Source organism: Lysinibacillus sp. FSL W7-1291, from assembly GCF_038593415.1.
Taxonomy (GTDB): domain Bacteria; phylum Bacillota; class Bacilli; order Bacillales_A; family Planococcaceae; genus Lysinibacillus; species Lysinibacillus fusiformis_D.
Window position 1 is genome coordinate 1,680,422 of the sequence record NZ_CP151994.1, and the last position, 17,144, is coordinate 1,697,565.

Here is a 17,144-nt window from a genome sequence, read left to right on the forward strand (position 1 = left end):
AGGATAGAAACGTTGGCATACATGCTTTTTACCGTAAATTAGTGTTATACTTTGCTAGTTGAATAAGGTAGAATACTAATTATGAATAATTAACGAAAAAGGGGTAACTGGTTTCATGAAAGATTTTGAACAACAATTGGAGGAGCTATTAAAGCAAGCTTCTTTGCAATACATAATCTATCAGCATAATGGTGATACAGAACGCATGGATAAAACCTCTCTTTTTGCTCGAAAAATTCAGCAAAAAGAGTATGTGATTGGCTTTGCGGGTCATTTCTCTGCTGGGAAGTCGAGTATGATTAATGCGCTGTCTGGTGAAAACTTACTGGCATCTAGTCCAATTCCAACAAGTGCGAATATCGTAAAAGTGCATAAATCAGAGGAAGATTTTGCAATTGTCTATATGCACAATGAGAAGCCTGTGAAATTTGAGGCAGGCTATGATTTTAAAACAGTAAAAGAGCTTAGTAAGAATGGGGATTTAGTGTCACAAATCGAAATTGGGCACAGTGCCTCTACACTACCACTAGGTGTTACTGTCATGGATACGCCAGGAGTAGACTCCACAGATGATGCACACCGTATGTCAACGGAATCGGCGCTCCATATTGCAGATATCGTATTTTATACAATGGATTATAACCATGTGCAGTCGGAACTGAATTTCCAATTTACAAAGCAATTAATGAAATACAATCCAAACGTTTATTTAATTGTCAATATGATTGATAAGCATAAAGATAATGAATTGAGCTTTGAAGACTTTAAAGCAACGGTCCATCAATCCTTTGCCGCATGGGGCGTTGTGCCGAAGGGTGTATTTTTCACATCATTGAGAGAGCCTGAACATCCACATAATGATTTTGAAGTCGTAAAGAAAATCGTGATGGACAGTATGAATGATTGGCAGGAGCAGCTTGTACAAACGGCAACGAATACATTGCGTTTACTGCAAAGTGAGCATGACAATTATTTAATGGAAGAAAGACAGGATCGTTTAACTATTGATGAAGAAATTTTAAGTGCGGACGACTGGGCACACCATCAAGATATTTTGGAGCAATACAATAAATTAAATCGTCAAGTTGAATTATTCTCCGTAGAGGCATGGAACGAAACATTTGAGGAGCAACGGAAGGAACTACTAGCCAATGCAGCCATCATGCCAGCTGATGTACGTGATCGCCTCCGCCTTTATTTAGAAAGTGTGCAGGAGGGCTTTAAAGTAGGGGGACTCTTTACAGCGAAGAAAAAAACAGAGGAAGAACGTAACCGTCGTAAAGAGGATGCATATAGTGCCTATCAAAACGTCGTTCAAGCACAAATTACTGGGCATTTAAAAGGACTTATGAAAAAAGCATTAAAAGATGTAGGTGCATTAAATGAAGAGCGTGCCTCCGTCATTGATGCCTATGTATTTGACTTACCCTTTTCATTGATTGAGCAGCAAGTTCAAACTGGTGCCCTGTTAACAGGTGATGCTGTGTTAAACTTCGCCAACCGTGTCGCGGAGGCAACGAAGCGCTACTTTATTCAGGAAACAGATAGCTGGAAAAATGCGCAAGCAACAACGCTTGAAGCTGTGGCAACAGAAACGGCTGCACCATCAAAATTAAAAATGGCGGGTATGCAAGACAAAGTGGATGCAATTAAGGCAGTGCTTGAAATCGAAGGTTATCAGCAATATAGTGCAAGCATTATGCATCAAGCGAGCAATGAAATCCGTAAAGTTGCAAATCAGCAGCTAGCCAATTGGGCACAGTCATTTAAGCAAGATTTAGCCGATATTCGTTTGTTTGATGAGTCCATGCTGAAGCCAAAAGAGCAGGTCATCGAACAAGAGGAAACGCAGCAAGCCATCAGTGCAACGACTCTCCCAATCGATGGTGTGATTAATCGCGCACTGTATACAGCCAATGCAGTCAAAGAGGTTCAAGGCTTTGCAGAAGTTGCCCATTACCTTGAAAATAAAGTGGAACGTTTACAGAAAAAAGATTTTACGATTGCTTTGTTTGGCGCATTTAGTGCAGGGAAATCATCCTTCTCTAATGCCTTAATGGGAGCAAAGGTGTTACCTGTATCACCGAACCCAACAACAGCAGCCATCAATAAAATTCGTCCAGTAACACCAGAGCATCCACATGAAACGGCCGATGTACAGCTTAAAACAGCCGAGCAAATGCTAGAGGATATTCAAGGCTCGTATGCGGCAATTGGCTTGTCTGTAGCTTCGTTGGAGGAAGCCTATAATCGTGCTGATGAAGGGCTTGCCGTTCAGTTAACGGATGAACGTTTAAATGTTCATAAGTCATTTATTCGTGCCTATAAGGAAGGCTATCCAACATTTAAATCTGAGCTTGGTACGATCATTCGTGTAGGCCGTGAAGAATTTGAAAAATTTGTGGCGCAAGAAAACAAATCATGCTTTGTTGATAATATTGATTTCTATTACGATAGCCCATTGACACGCATGGGTGTGACACTTGTTGACACACCAGGAGCGGATTCGATTAATGCTCGTCATACAGGTGTAGCCTTTGAATATATTCGCAATGCTGATGCCATCCTATTTATTACGTACTATAACCATGCCTTTGCTAAAGCGGACCGTGAGTTTTTAATTCAGCTTGGTCGTGTCAAGGATGCATTTGAACTTGATAAAATGTTCTTTATTGTAAATGCCATTGATTTAGCAACAACAGAAGAAGAACAGGAAGACGTAAAAGGCTATGTTCGCTCAGAGTTACAACGTTTTGGCATTCGTTTCCCACGACTGTATGGGGTATCAAGTCTTTTAGCATTAAAAGAAAAAGTAGAAGGTGCCGATTTAACATCTGGCATGCCACCATTCGAAAGCGACTTCCATACATTCTTAAATGATGAATTAAGTGCCTTAGCAGTACAGGCTCTTGCAGAAGAAGTCGATAAAACAGAGCAACGTTTAGCCGATTTAATCGCACAAACGGAGGAAAACTTAAAACGTAAAGATGAACGTTTAGAGGAATTAACAACACTTGAACAACATATCCAATCGAAGTTCAGCGTGCTCAATACAAGCATGCTAGAGAGTGAAACAAAGCAAGAGCTTGATGAGCTCCTGTATTATGTTCTCCAACGTGTCTATTATCGTTATCCTGAGTTCTTTAAGGAAGGTTATAATCCTTCGACATTTGCTGCGATGCCAGCACAGCAAGCATTGGAGCATGCACTGAAGGAAGTGATGCAAAGCTTGCGTTTTGATTTTACACAAGAAATGCGTGTCACAAACTTCCGTTTATCACAGTTCATAAGCAAGAAAATGCAGCAACGCTTTAAAGATGAGGTGCGTGAGCTGAAAGAGTTGAATAGAAGCTTCTCGTTCCTAACATTTGAATCTTCAGAGCCAAATTTACTGGATTTTGAAGGGCCATTCACAGATATTTCAAAATATACTAGCGTAAAATCTCACTTCCGCAATCAAAAAGCTTTCTTTGAGAAGAATGAAAAAATAAAGTTGAGCGAGGCGCTGGAAGCTGTAACAAAACCAGATGCACAAGATTATTTAGATGCACAGAAAGTTTCTCTTATGACATGGGCCATTACGTTTATTGCAGAGGAAGCCGAAAAATTACGTTTATATATTTATCATCAAGCGCTTGAACAAATTGAGACAGAAAGACTTGCCTTACAAGAAGAGAGCCGTTTAGCTTCTTGGAAAGCAATTTACGCACAATTACAATACGCATGAGGTGATTTATATGGGAAAAGTATTCAAATCAGTGGATGAAATACAGTTTGATGGCGTCCGTTTTATCGATGCTCGCTTCGATCTTCTGGACAAAGAAGCTGGAAAAAAAGCATTTGAAGAAGGACATGCAACTGGTGCTATTTATATTGATTTAGAACAACAGTTATCAGATATGGACAGTAAGGACGGCCGTCACCCGATGCCGAGCAAAGAAAAGTTGACTTCCGTATTTCAAGAATTAGGTTTACGCTATGAAGATCAAATTGTTGTCTACGACCAGGGAGCAGCCCCGTTCGCTCCGCGCGCCTGGTGGATGCTGACATACGCTGGTTTCCCAAATGTAGTGATTGTCAATGGCGGTGCCCCTGCGCTAGAGGCAAAAATTCCGTTCACCAAGGATATTATAAAATATCCCCCAACGATCATAGAATTTGATTGGAAGGATGAACTATATGCGCCACGCCAAGCGGTAAAGGCAATAGTAGACGGCGAAGTACAAGCAACCTTGCTCGATGCACGTGCAGCTGAACGTTATCGTGGCGAAATGGAACCACTGGATAAGGTAGCAGGCCATATTCCAACCGCAAAAAACTTTGACTGGGAGCAATTAAAGACAGACGGCCAATTAAAAGCGAACGACGCATTACGCCAAAAAGTTACGCCTGATGAGCAGATTGTCGTCTACTGTGGTAGCGGCGTGACAGCCTCACCGTTATATGCAGTGCTAGCAGATGAAGGCTATGAAAACATCCAATTATATGTAGGCAGCTTCAGTGATTGGATTACCGCGTATGATGTGGAAAAAGGCACAAATGAATAATTAAATTAAAACGCTCACTTCGGTGGGCGTTTTTTTAGCGCTTAGAGAAGTGGATAGAATGCATAAATTGATGGATAGAACAGAAAAAGAGGTGGATAGAAAGCTTAAAGTAAAGGATAGGCTCCATCGAGGTGGATAGAATGTGCAAAGTGAAGGATAGAACAGAAAAAGAGGTGGATAGAAAGCTCAAAGTGAAGGATAGGCTCCATCGAAGTGGATAGAAAGCATAAATTGAAGGATAGAACAGAAAAAGAGGTGGATAGAAAGCTCAAAGTGAAGGATAGGCTCCATCGAAGTGGATAGAATGTGCAAAGTGATGGATAGAACAGAAAAAGTAGTGGATAGAAAGCTCAAAGTGAAGGATAGGCTCCATCGAGGTGGATAGAATGTGCAAAGTGATGGATAGAACAGAAAAAGAGGTGGATAGAAAGCTTAAAATAAAGGATAGGCTTCATCGAGGTGGATAGAATGTGCAAAGTGATGGATAGAACAGAAAAAGAGGTGGATAGAAAGCTCAAAGTGAAGGATAGGCTCCATCGAAGTGGATAGAATGTGCAAAGTGATGGATAGAACAGAAAAAGAGGTGGATAGAATGTACAAAGTAATGGATAGAACAGAAAAAGTAGTGGATAGAACGTGCAAAGTGATGGATAAAACAGAAAAAGAGGTGGATAGACTGCTCGAAGTATCAGATAGCACGATTAAAATAGAAAAACGTACCTAGAGAATTAAAAATGAACACTGTTTACTTTTTAAATTTAAGATGATAAAATATTCTTAAAATTTAGAAAAGGAGTGTGTGTATTGGTGCATGTTGGAGAAAAAACATATAGTTTTCGAGAATTTATTGACAAAAGAGATGCTGTGAATGATTTAGATAATCCTTTTTTATTACAAGTTTTGCAACAGTTTTGTCATGAAACATGGGATGAGATGCTGCCGAGACTGGAGCCTTTTGTGGAAAAAGGATCATCGGACTGGCGGGCAATAGCTGCTGAAAGTGCACGTCCGGAAAATCAGCCTAAAATAAGACATTACAATGCATATAATGAGCGCATTGATCGCATTATTCGTTCAAACCAGATGCAACAAATGGAGAAAGACATATTTGGACAGGGTCTATTTTCTAAGGAACAGTTGAAAAATGAAGGGATCATTAAGCGCTTTTTTTTACATGGTAATGGAGAAGCTGGTATTACTTGTCCACTAGCATGTACAGACGGACTAGTTGCTTTAATCGATCATTTCGAGGAGGAGGTTCCTGATGAAGTAAAGCGTATATATGAGCATGTGACAGAAGGCTATGAGGGACATTTTGGCATCGGTGCACAGTATATGTCAGAGATTCAAGGGGGATCAAACATTCCAGCGAATGTACTAATGGCTAAGCCTGAGGGTGATCATTATCGGTTATTTGGCAATAAATTTTTCTGCTCAGCGGTGCATGCCGATTATGCTGTAGTGACTGCGCGCATCGAGCACACTGATGATATTGCGGTGTTTATTGTACCTACTTGGCTTCAAGGGGATAAGGAAAAAGAGAAAAGAAATCATCACGTGATCAATCGTTTGAAATGGAAAATTGGTACTGCAGAGTTACCATCAGCAGAAATCGATTATCAAGGAGCTATTGCTTATCGCGTAGGCCCACAAAATAGAGGTGTTGCTCTTGCTGTTAGTATTGTTTTAACCCGCTCAAGGTTGGATATCGGATTTGCTAGTGGTGCTTTTTTAATGAGAGCAGCACAAGAAGCTAAGCTATACGCAAGCTTTAGATCAGTATTTGATCGGCGCATTGATGAATTTCCAATGGCTGCAGCACAGCTTGAGGATTTAGAATATGCTGCTAAACGTATTGTAGGCTCAGCCTTTTATATTTACCAAGCGTTTCTTCAAACACAACAAGAACCTAATACTCTTGAAGCGTTCGTTGTGCGTGAATTAATTTTATTGCAAAAAATTTATGCTTCTAAAGAAGCTGTAGATAAGCTAAGGTTGGCTATTTCTATTTTTGGTGGACATGGGGCGATTGAAGATTTTTCAGTCATTCCAAGATTGTTTAGAGATAGTCTAGTGAATGAATTATGGGAGGGGCCAAGAAATGTTTTATTATCTCAGATATATAGAGATCTTGTGAAGATGAGACCGCAAATTTCTATTTATGATTTAATTGCTAGTATTCTTGTAGATAGCTCGGAGAAGGAAGTAAAGCGGTTTGCAGAGCAAATTGAACAATTAATGCAGGTGAATTTAACCGCGTTACCAAACTTTGAAAATCGACAAGCAGCAAGGAAATGGGAACAAATCTGGGAAGAGATATTTACCTTATTCCAGGAGCAAACGATAAAGGATATAAAGGATTTACCAATTGCACTAGATTAGTATGTGGACAAAAATTGTTTAGGGGTGACAATTATGAACATTAATATTGGTAAGTTATTACGGGATCGTGCAGTTTTAATGGGGGAGAAGGAGGCTTTTATTCACAAAGACAAGCGGTGGACATTTCAACAAATGAATGCGAGGGCCAATGGCTTTGCTCATTTTTTAAAGAAGCAAGGTTTTGCTAAAGGGGATCGTCTAGCGATTTTATCCAAAAACAATGAGGATTTCATTGCAGTGTTAATGGGAGCAGCGAAAATTGGTGTCATCACCGTTGTTTTAAATTGGCGTTTACAAGTGCCGGAGCTTCAATATATTGTGGAGAATAGTAAAGTAAAACTCATTGTTTATGATGTTGATTTTGCGTCAATGATGCAAGCATTACAAGTACAAGGTGTCAATACTGACATTCTATCACATGCAACTGTCCCTTCCTTGCAAGCTATTTTTGAAGAGAACAGTCAAGAACCTGTTTATGATGCAAGTAATGATGACGTAGCGCTTATTATGTATACATCGGGTACAACAGGTAAGCCAAAGGGAGCGATGATTTCCCATAATAATTTATTGGCTGCTGGGATGGGGTTATCGCAAACCATCGATTGGTGGGAGGATGATCGTTTTTTAATGGTGGCACCATTTTTTCACATAGGTGGCATCGCTCCGCTCATCACAAATATTCTGTGTGGTTGTACAATGGTACTCATGGAAGCGTTTGAACCTATGGCAGCTTGGAAAATTGTCGAACAAGAAAAGATTACGACCATGATGACAGTACCAACAATGTTAGCATACTTATTAAAAACGTATGAGGTTGCTAACGCTGACTCATCTTCTATTCGTAACATTACCTGTGGTGCTTCATCTGTGCCTGTGCCACTTATTTTAGGATTTCGTCAACTAGGTATTCCGATTCAGCAGGTATATGGTATTACGGAATACACAGGGGCAGTGACAATGTGGAAGGAGCAGATGAATAAAGATAAGTATGATTCTATGGGCAAATCGATGATGCATGGTGAAATAGCCGTAGTTGATGTGAAATCAGGCGAAGTGTTACCTGCAGGTGAGGTAGGAGAAATCCGCTTACGTGGCCCACAAGTGTTTGTTGGCTATTTCGAAAATAGGGAAGCGACAAAGCAAGTATTAAAGAATGGTTGGTACCATACTGGAGATGTTGGTTATATAGATCGTGATGGCTACTTATATGTTGTTGATCGAATAAAAGATATGATTATTAGTGGCGGAGAAAATATTTATTCTGCAGAATTAGAATTAGCTCTTGCCAACCATCCAGCTGTTGCTGATGTAGCGGTGATTGGCATGCCGGATGAAAAGTGGGGCGAGATTCCAAAAGCTTATATAGTGGTAAAACCAAACATATCGATAACAGAAGCGGACATAATGGCGTTTTGTAAAGAAAATTTAGCTTCTTATAAAGCAGTGAAAGAAGTAGAGTTTGTTGAACAGCTTCCTCGCAATGCTGTTGGAAAATTACTCAAGCATCAGTTAAAGCAGGTAGTCAAACAACCATAAAAAAATAAAAGGCAGGTATTATTTTTCCTGCCTTTTTATTGTATGGACCAAAAGATTTGTTAGTTGCTTAATATGTTGCAAATTGGAGTCTGATGAACGACCAGGTAAATTTTTATAGGTAATTAATAGGCCATTTAACGATGCGAAAAAAAGTTGAACAGTATGTTTAAGATGGTCATCAGGGAGATGTTGTCTTAAAGCTTCTCTGAAAAGTGAAAATAACTCATCGATTATGTCATGTAGCTCTTGTGAGACATTGCCATGTTGTTCGTTTTCTAGCATGAAATAGGTCATCATATGATATAAATTATCGTGCATATACATGTATTCTATATATTTTGTTGCCAGTAATTCGAGTTGATGATCTTGTCCCTCGACGGTTTGGTGCAATACGTTTAAAAGGCTGGAGCTTTCAATTTTAAATGCCGTCATAAATAAATGTTGTTGATCATCAAAATATTGATAGATTAGACCTGGAGAAACGTTTGCATGTTTAGCGATAGCCCGCATGCTCACCTCAGCAAATGACTTTGAACTAAATAATTCGATAGCGGCATTAATAATATTTTCTCTATTGATCGTTTTCTTCTGTTGTCGCTTGGATACATGCTGAACCTCTTTTGTCTCCATAAGTATTGCTCCTTTACACTTTATATAAATAAGATTCTATAAAAAACATCAGATATTGACAATCAAATTACGTGATACTCAGTGTAATAAAATTGTATTTTTTAAGATAAATGGATTTTTTTGTGTTAGCAGGGAGGTAAGCAAGCCCAGTAAACACGCAACTGTAAGAGCGTTAAAAACTTTTCATCATTGTTAGTTAGAAATTTTTACAAATGACTGGCAGGTAGTCATACATTGCTTTTGCTGACTGTCAATATATGTTTATTTCTTTATGTGTTAGCATTTCGGAAAACATGTAAAGAAAAATTCCGTTGTTGTTACCTATTCGCAAAAATGACTCGCCATTCATTATATGCTACACTTTTTTGTACAAGGGGCAAAGGGGGAAGAGGATGTTTACACGTGAGAAAAGTATAGAGATTGAACAGCATCGTGATGTACGATGTGCACATGGTAAAGTAGCAGTTCAGGGGATTGGCATGAGTGTGTACAGTTTTTTTGTGGATGGGTTACTGATTGATACAGGCTCCTATTCGCTGTCGCAGGAATTCCAATCCTTTTTTAATGAAATACCGATAGAGCAATTGGCCTTAACGCATTCTCATGAGGATCATGTAGGCAATGCTGCATGGATTCAACACCATCATAAAAATGTACCTATCTATATACACCGAGATTCAGTCAGCATTTGTGCAGTGGATGGAGATTATCCGCTTTATCGTCAGGCACTGTGGGGGGAACGACCGGCGTTTGTTGCCCAAGCAATTGGCGATACTATTCAAACGAAATCAGCTACATGGGATGTCATTGAAACACCTGGGCATACAACAGATCATTTGTCGTTTTACAATCGGGAAACAGGTGCTATGTTTACAGGAGATTTGTTTATCCAGCCAAAGACGAAGGTTGTGCTTGATGAAGAAAACATCGTACATACCTTGGCGTCTTTGAGGAAAATAGTCAACTACGATTTCGATGTCGTCTATTGCTGTCATGCGGGCTTTATAGCAGATGGGCGAACAAAAATACAGGAAAAAATTTCTTATTTAGAAGACATGGAGGGAAAAGTAAAGCAATTGTTTATGCAAGGTTATACGATTGAAGAAATGACCAAAACAATTTTTCCTCGTGATTATCCGATTACGAAAGTATCTGGGGAACAATGGTCTTCCAAGCATATTATCACGGCTTTTATCCATCACTTTACGCAGGAGTCCTTAACATAAGGGCTCTTTTTTTGTTGGTTAGCTGTGACTTACATAAATACTTTGAGATACATAATAAAAAACTTTGTGAAAAAATGTGAATAAATTGTGACAAACTCAATTAAGACAATGGATGCGCTTACATAAGTTTGTGAAAAAATTCTCATTTACATAAGAAAAATACTATGTGAAAAGATGAACAGGTGAAAAGGCTACAGTTGTACATTTTATGCGACGTAATATAGAACATTAATTATCTCGAAATAATTGATTGTGAAGTGTTTAATTTGACAGAAAAATATATTCAAAGGCATTAAATACTGTATTTTTGAAGGATAAAATAAATTGACAGAAAATTTGTTGACTATGTTTTCACAAAGTATTATGATTCTGAAATATAATGAAAAACAAAGGGAAAAGGATGGGATGGAATGGACGTAATGAAAAAAGCATTAGAAATGCATGCACACTATAGCGGAAAATTAGAGGTTATTTCGAAGGTGCCAGTACAGGATTCTTATGATCTTAGTTTGGCTTATTCACCTGGAGTAGCAGCTCCATGTGTGGAGATTGAGAAAAACCCATCACTTGTCTATGACTATACGATGAAAGGCAATATGGTAGCTGTTGTTTCGGATGGCACGGCAGTTTTAGGCTTAGGGGATATTGGACCTAAAGCGGCATTACCAGTAATGGAAGGGAAGGCGATTTTACTAAAGCGTTTTGCCAATGTTGATGCTTTTCCAATCTGTTTAGATACGAAAAATACGGATGAAATCGTCAGTATTGTGAAGGCGCTTGCCCCGACATTTGGTGCTGTGAACTTAGAGGATATTTCAGCCCCTAGATGCTTTGAAATTGAAGATCGCCTACGTCAGGAATGTGATATTCCAGTATTTCATGACGATCAGCATGGAACAGCGATTGTTGTAGGAGCAGCCATGATTAATGCCAACCGTATTGTGAAGAAGGATGTTGCAACGATGAAGGTTGTGATAAATGGTGCTGGTGCTGCGGGGATTGCGATTTTACGAATTCTTGTACAAATGGGCTACAAAAATATTTATATGTGCGATACAAAAGGCATTATTTATGAGGGACGTACAGAAGGGATGAATCAGATTAAAGAAGCAGTAGCTCATTTAACTAATCCAGAAAAACTGCATGGCACACTGGAAGATGCGCTAACAGGTGCGGATGTCTTTATTGGGGTTTCTGTCGCAAATTTATTAACAGAGGCACACATTGCATCCATGAATGAAAATCCAGTCGTCTTTGCCCTAGCCAATCCAAATCCTGAAATTACCTATGAAAATGCTAAAGCTTGGGGTGTGCGTATTATGGGCACGGGTCGTTCAGATTATCCAAATCAAATTAATAATGTTCTAGCATTCCCTGGTATTTTCCGTGGGGCCTTAGATGTGCGAGCAACGGATATTAATGAGACGATGAAATTAGCGGCAGTTGAAGCCATTGCTTCTCTTGTAAGTGACGCCGAATTAACAGAGGAATATATTGTACCGAAATCTTTAGATGAGCGTGTTGTGGCAATCGTTTCACGAGCTGTAAGTGGCGCTGCTGTTGAATCGGGCGTATCGGAACTATTCCAACAAAGTACAGCTCTATCTGTCTAGTGAATAACCCCTTTCTAAACAGATAAAGAAAAGTGATAAACTTTTCTTTATCTGTTTTTTTTGTGATTTAATGGCGAATATGCTCGAAAAATGTTGTTGTTTGATTTTTTATGTAATAAAATGAATATGAATAATGTAATAATTTACATTTTCTGTTTTAGAGGAATAACTGCTTAATTTTTCAATTTTATTGTGAAAATTAGGTCTAAAGTACATATAAAATGAAAGAGGTGTTGGCCATATGAAATCATTATTTCAATTTCGATCCATTAAGGCGAAGCTGATTGCTTTCTCTTTGCTGCTTTTATTGATTCCCCTTATTATTCTTGGCTTTTCAAGCTATCAACAAAGTAAAGCAAATTTAGAGACAGTAGGAAAAGAGAATTTACGAAACAGTGTAGAAATGACCATTGCCATGATTGAGCAATTCAATCAACAGGTAGAGGCAGGCAATCTATCCTTAGAGGAAGCGCAAGAAAAAGTAAAGATTGCGATTTTAGGTGAGAAGGATAGCGAAGGAAAACGACCGATTAATAAAGAGATTAAGCTAGGCGATAACGGCTATATATTCGTCGTAGACCAAAAAGGGAACTCCATCGCACACCCTAACATAGAGGGCTCCAATGTCTGGGATGAGCAGGATGATAGTGGCTTTAAATATATGCAAGAAATCATTGCCGTTGGGAATGATGGTGGTGGCTTTGTAAGCTATGAATGGGCATTACCAAATACAGATCAATTGGAAGAAAAGGGTGTTTATACAGAAACAGACCCTTATTGGGGATGGGTCATTGGTGCGAGTACTTATTTAATGGATTTCAATAAACCAGCAGAAAGTATTTTAAAATTAACAATCATTGTGATTGCTATTGCGGTTATTGTGGGCATATTTGTGATTTGGCAATATGCAAGTAGTATGGCAAAACCGATTAACCGAGTGGCTCAAGCTATGGAACAGTTTGCGCAGGGTGATTTATCTCAAGACAGCATATCTATTCGATCAAAGGATGAAATAGGCAAGCTGGCAAATGCAATGAATCAAATGCAACAGAAATTGAAGGATATGATTCATAATATCGCGCAAGCTTCTGATTTGATTAATACTTCTAGTAAAGAACTGACACAATCAGCAAATGAAGTGAATATGGGAGCGGAGCAAGTGGCGATTACGATGCATGAATTAGCATCAGGTGCAGAAGGACAAGCTCATCATTCGAATGAATTAACATCCTTGATGGAACGCTTCACGGCGGATTTACAGGAAACGAATCAGCATGGTGCTCATATTCATCAATCCTCTGTGGAAGTATTAGCATTAACAAATGAAGGAAGTCAGCTAATGACATCCTCCAATTCTCAAATGGTGAAGATTGATAGCATTGTGCAAAATGCGGTAGAGAAAGTGAAAAATTTAGATGCCCAAGCTCAGGAAATTTCAAAGCTGGTCGTTGTTATTAAAGATATAGCAGATCAAACGAACCTGCTGGCTTTGAATGCTGCCATTGAAGCGGCTAGAGCTGGTGAGCAGGGCAAAGGATTTGCAGTGGTGGCAGATGAAGTACGCAAGCTGGCAGAACAAGTAGCGTTTTCAGTTAACGACATTACATCAATTGTCACGAACATTCAGCAGGATTTTGATGTTGTCACAACCTCTTTAGAGGATGGTTATCAAGAGGTTAAAGAAGGAACGAATCAAATAAAAGCTACTAGCGAAACGTTTAATACAATTAGTTATTCCATCAATGATGTAGTAGAAAGTGTTAAACTAATTTCAACGAATTTATCGAAGGTTACAGAAGACGGCCGTAAAATGAACAACTCGATTCAGGAGATTGCTGCGGTAGCAGAGGAATCTGCTGCAGGTGTTGAGCAGACAACGGCTACAACGGAAGAGACAAGTAGCTCTATGGATGATATGGCAGGAAAATCTGCCCAATTATCAGAGTTAGCCTTACAATTGAAAGCGTTGATTGCCCAATTCAAACTATAGCCAAAAATCTCCCGCTCTCTTCAGAGAGGGGAGATTTTTTTAAATCATACCAACACCGATAATGCCGATGAGAATGATAAAGAAAAGAACAAACAATACAACGAAAAGAATAATTCCTGGAATAAAAATAGTGAAGAAGGCCATCCAGTTAGAGATTTGATGTGCTTCGGCAACAACACCTACTGAAATAACAAAAGACCAGATACTAACAACGATGGTTACTAAAATAGTTGGCCAAAAAATCCACGGCAATGAACCGATAAAGTTTGGGTCTAATAAAGAATCTGGGGAAGTTATTAACCAAATTAAATAAAGTGGGATTAGTACAATAAATGGAATGGCTGTAAGGCTCAATCCTTTAAATAAGTCCGAATAAGTACCAGTGCCTTTGAATAATTTACCAAATAGCCATGAAATGAGGGCGGAAAAAGCCGTACCAATAATCCCAGCGATTGGCGCAAAAATAACACATAATAAGGCTAAAATCCATGGTGAGAGATTAGGGAATAATTCCGAATCAATCAGCCCTGACATAAGAGAGCCGATATAACCAATAGACAAAACCAAAATGGCAAAGCCAATCGATTTTTCATTAATCATATAACGAGCTGCTTGTTTTGGATGCATCCAAACTGCTAAAAACGGATTTAGTTTAGGCCTCTCTTCTTTCGGTGTCTCCGTATAGTTTTCCATTAAACTACCTCCAAAATTATAGAATAATTGCTTATTACAATAGTTAATATACGAGTGGTGGAAGGAAAAGTTTCGTCAAAAATAAAAAAAGAGCCGCAGCCGACTCTTTTTCATAATTGCTTCTATTATTCAGCTAACATCATTTTTTCAAGCTCTAACGGTTCAATATATTCTTCGCCTTTGTAAGCACGCATATTACCGCCAGAAATTTCATCAATTAATAAAATATCATTTGTTTTAGCATCACGACCGAATTCTAATTTAATGTCATACAGTGTTAAGCCTTTTTTAGCAAGCTCTGCCGCCACAAATTTTGAAATTTCAATTGTACGTTGTTTTAAAATGGCGTATTCTTCGTGAGTTAACAGGTTTAACATAGCTAAAGCATCTTCAGAAATAGGGGGGTCTAAACGATCATCATCTTTAATCGTTACTTCCACAAAAGAGTCCAGCTCCTGTCCTTCCTTTACATAAGCACCATAACGGCGTAGGAATGAACCGACTGCCTTGAAGCGGCAAATGACCTCTAAACCTTTCCCAAAAACAGTTGCTGGTTTCACGGTCATAGTGGCATCCTCAAAGTTTGCGTCAACATAGTGCGTAGGTACACCTTGTTGATTTAATTTCGAATAGAAATAAGAAGTTAAGCGCAAAGCAGCTAAGCCCGCACCGTCAATCGTTAAACCAACAGTATTAGCACCTGGGTCAAACACACCATTTTCTCCTGTAACATCATCTTTAAATTTTAATAAATAATGGCCGTCTTCTAATTTGAACACATTTTTTGTTTTACCTGTATACAATAATTCCACAAAAAAACCTCCAATATTTCATAGTACTCCAAAATTATAACACGAATATTTCAAATGTTTAATAATAAAAACGTTCGTTTAAAACGTTTATTTATATGTTTTATAACGAAATTTCTAATAAAAAATAAGATGATAACGAATGTTCGTTACCATCTTGCGTGAAATTAAGAATATTCCCAATTCAAATGTTAGGAAACTGTTAAAAAAGAATGTTATTAATAGACACCTTCAGTAAGCATGCCATCTGCTACTTTGATAAAGCCAGCGATGTTTGCACCAACTACTAAGTTCCCTGGGAAGCCATATTTTTCAGCTGCTGCTTTACTGTCTGTATAAATATTTTTCATAATTTGGTGAAGTTTCGCATCTACTTCTTCAAATGACCAAAATACGCGACTTGAATCTTGTGCCATTTCAAGAGCAGATACAGCAACTCCACCAGCATTCGCCGCTTTTGCAGGACCAAATAAAACCCCTGCATTTAGGAATTCATTGATGGCTTCAAGGTCTGATGGCATATTTGCACCTTCACCAATTGCTTTAACACCATTTGAAATTAATGTACGAGCTGACTCTCCGTTAATTTCATTTTGCGTAGCACATGGTAGGGCAATGTCACAAGGAATTGTCCAAATACCTGTACAACCTTCTGTAAAAGTAGCATTTGGTCGGTAATTAACGTAAGTTGAAATACGGTCACCTTTAACTTCTTTGATTTCTTTAATAGCTTCTAGATCTAAGCCCTCTGGGTCAAAGATATAGCCTGAAGAATCCGAACAAGCAACCACTTTTGCACCATATTGTTGTGCTTTTTCAATCGCATAAGTAGAAACGTTACCAGAACCAGAAACAACTACTGTTTTTCCTTGGAATGAATCGTTCGCATCTTTTAGCATTTCATTAACAAAATAAACCGTGCCGTAACCTGTTGCTTCTTTACGTGCTAAAGAGCCACCATAGCCAGGCGTTTTACCCGTTAATACACCAGATTCATTTGCTTTTGTTAAACGTTTATATTGGCCCCATAAATAACCTACTTCACGAGCACCAACACCAATATCACCAGCAGGAACATCGACATCTGGACCAATATGACGGTATAATTCAGTCATGAATGCTTGGCAGAAACGCATAATTTCTGAGTCTGATTTGCCTTTCGGATCGAAGTTTGAACCTCCTTTACCACCACCGATTGGTTGCCCTGTTAAAGCATTTTTAAAGATTTGCTCAAAGCCTAGGAACTTAATGATGGATTCATTCACGGAAGGGTGGAAACGAAGACCGCCTTTGTAAGGTCCCATTACATTGCTGTATTGAACGCGATAACCACGATTTACCTGTACTTGGTTGTGATCATCTTGCCATGCTACACGGAAAGAAATAATGCGATCTGGCTCCACGATACGAGATAAAATATTGGCCTTGATATATTCAGGATGCTGTGTGAATACAGGTACTAATGAGATGAAAATTTCTTCAGCTGCTTGTAAAAATTCCGCTTGATGACTGTTCTGTTGTTTAAGTTGCTCAAATACGCCATCTACGTATTCTTTTGCTAATTGCTCGTTGCTAACAGTTGTCATTGTCATAGTTAAAACCCCCATTTAGTTGATAGGTGTATCGTATATCTATTTTTCAAACTATTCAATAAAATACTTTTTAAGTTTGTGAAAAATTGAGCAAGAGAGGTTGCGAAAATAATATATTAAAATAAT

The 17,144-nt window shown here is 38.6% G+C and carries 12 protein-coding genes; 8 read left to right on the plus strand and 4 right to left on the minus strand.

The window, feature by feature from the left end:
* Positions 1-115: 115 nt before the first annotated feature.
* From NST76_RS08020 to menE, 5 genes are all read left to right on the plus strand, one after another.
* Entirely contained in the window at positions 116-3,727 is a 3,612-nt protein-coding gene (locus NST76_RS08020; protein WP_342544936.1) for a dynamin family protein, read from the plus strand.
* A 10-nt stretch (positions 3,728-3,737) separates the two neighbouring features.
* On the plus strand, positions 3,738-4,547 hold the full coding sequence (locus NST76_RS08025) for a sulfurtransferase (RefSeq protein WP_342535500.1): 810 nt from the start codon (positions 3,738-3,740) through the stop codon (positions 4,545-4,547).
* Positions 4,548-5,139: 592 nt separating this feature from the next.
* Positions 5,140-5,271, plus strand: coding sequence for a hypothetical protein (locus tag NST76_RS08030; RefSeq protein WP_342535501.1), 132 nt, complete (start codon positions 5,140-5,142; stop codon positions 5,269-5,271).
* Positions 5,272-5,354: 83 nt separating this feature from the next.
* Complete coding sequence (locus tag NST76_RS08035) at positions 5,355-6,929, plus strand: acyl-CoA dehydrogenase family protein (RefSeq protein ID WP_342545256.1); 1,575 nt, start codon at positions 5,355-5,357, stop codon at positions 6,927-6,929.
* Positions 6,930-6,962: 33 nt separating this feature from the next.
* Complete coding sequence (menE, locus tag NST76_RS08040) at positions 6,963-8,465, plus strand: o-succinylbenzoate--CoA ligase (RefSeq protein ID WP_249646000.1); 1,503 nt, start codon at positions 6,963-6,965, stop codon at positions 8,463-8,465.
* 18 nt (positions 8,466-8,483) lie between these two features.
* On the opposite strand, the gene NST76_RS08045 is transcribed toward menE, so the two are convergent.
* Complete coding sequence (locus NST76_RS08045) at positions 8,484-9,095, minus strand: TetR/AcrR family transcriptional regulator (RefSeq protein ID WP_058844658.1); 612 nt, start codon at positions 9,093-9,095, stop codon at positions 8,484-8,486.
* Between the two features lie 392 nt (positions 9,096-9,487).
* On the opposite strand from NST76_RS08045, the gene NST76_RS08050 reads away from it, so the two are divergent.
* The 3 genes from NST76_RS08050 (at position 9,488) to NST76_RS08060 (ending at position 13,924) form a co-directional block, all read left to right on the plus strand.
* Positions 9,488-10,321: an MBL fold metallo-hydrolase gene (locus tag NST76_RS08050; protein ID WP_340808756.1), complete on the plus strand. Its 834-nt coding sequence runs from the start codon at positions 9,488-9,490 to the stop codon at positions 10,319-10,321.
* A 410-nt stretch (positions 10,322-10,731) separates the two neighbouring features.
* Complete coding sequence (locus tag NST76_RS08055; RefSeq protein ID WP_342544938.1) at positions 10,732-11,934, plus strand: malic enzyme-like NAD(P)-binding protein; 1,203 nt, start codon at positions 10,732-10,734, stop codon at positions 11,932-11,934.
* A 241-nt stretch (positions 11,935-12,175) separates the two neighbouring features.
* The gene (locus NST76_RS08060; RefSeq protein WP_036118264.1) at positions 12,176-13,924 is read left to right on the plus strand and encodes a methyl-accepting chemotaxis protein; all 1,749 of its coding nucleotides are present in this window, start codon (positions 12,176-12,178) and stop codon (positions 13,922-13,924) included.
* A gap of 39 nt (positions 13,925-13,963) precedes the next feature.
* Here the strand turns inward: NST76_RS08060 and NST76_RS08065 are convergent, their stop codons facing one another.
* From NST76_RS08065 to gdhA, 3 genes are all read right to left on the minus strand, one after another.
* Positions 13,964-14,617, minus strand: a complete 654-nt coding sequence (locus tag NST76_RS08065) for a Yip1 family protein (RefSeq protein WP_036118261.1) — start codon at positions 14,615-14,617, stop codon at positions 13,964-13,966.
* Positions 14,618-14,742: 125 nt separating this feature from the next.
* On the minus strand, positions 14,743-15,429 hold the full coding sequence (locus NST76_RS08070) for a phosphoribosylaminoimidazolesuccinocarboxamide synthase (RefSeq protein ID WP_340808760.1): 687 nt from the start codon (positions 15,427-15,429) through the stop codon (positions 14,743-14,745).
* A 215-nt stretch (positions 15,430-15,644) separates the two neighbouring features.
* A complete protein-coding gene (gdhA, locus tag NST76_RS08075) occupies positions 15,645-17,018 on the minus strand; it encodes an NADP-specific glutamate dehydrogenase (RefSeq protein ID WP_342544940.1) in 1,374 nt (457 codons plus the stop codon).
* Positions 17,019-17,144: the final 126 nt, after the last annotated feature.

Coding starts and splice junctions, on each gene's coding strand:
- NST76_RS08055 (WP_342544938.1), top strand. CDS start 10,732: ATGGACGTAATGAAAAAAGCATTAGAAATGCATGCACACTATAGCGGA.
- menE (WP_249646000.1), top strand. CDS start 6,963: ATGAACATTAATATTGGTAAGTTATTACGGGATCGTGCAGTTTTAATG.
- NST76_RS08025 (WP_342535500.1), top strand. CDS start 3,738: ATGGGAAAAGTATTCAAATCAGTGGATGAAATACAGTTTGATGGCGTC.
- gdhA (WP_342544940.1), bottom strand. CDS start 17,018: ATGACAATGACAACTGTTAGCAACGAGCAATTAGCAAAAGAATACGTA.
- NST76_RS08050 (WP_340808756.1), top strand. CDS start 9,488: ATGTTTACACGTGAGAAAAGTATAGAGATTGAACAGCATCGTGATGTA.
- NST76_RS08065 (WP_036118261.1), bottom strand. CDS start 14,617: ATGGAAAACTATACGGAGACACCGAAAGAAGAGAGGCCTAAACTAAAT.
- NST76_RS08060 (WP_036118264.1), top strand. CDS start 12,176: ATGAAATCATTATTTCAATTTCGATCCATTAAGGCGAAGCTGATTGCT.
- NST76_RS08020 (WP_342544936.1), top strand. CDS start 116: ATGAAAGATTTTGAACAACAATTGGAGGAGCTATTAAAGCAAGCTTCT.
- NST76_RS08030 (WP_342535501.1), top strand. CDS start 5,140: ATGTACAAAGTAATGGATAGAACAGAAAAAGTAGTGGATAGAACGTGC.
- NST76_RS08045 (WP_058844658.1), bottom strand. CDS start 9,095: ATGGAGACAAAAGAGGTTCAGCATGTATCCAAGCGACAACAGAAGAAA.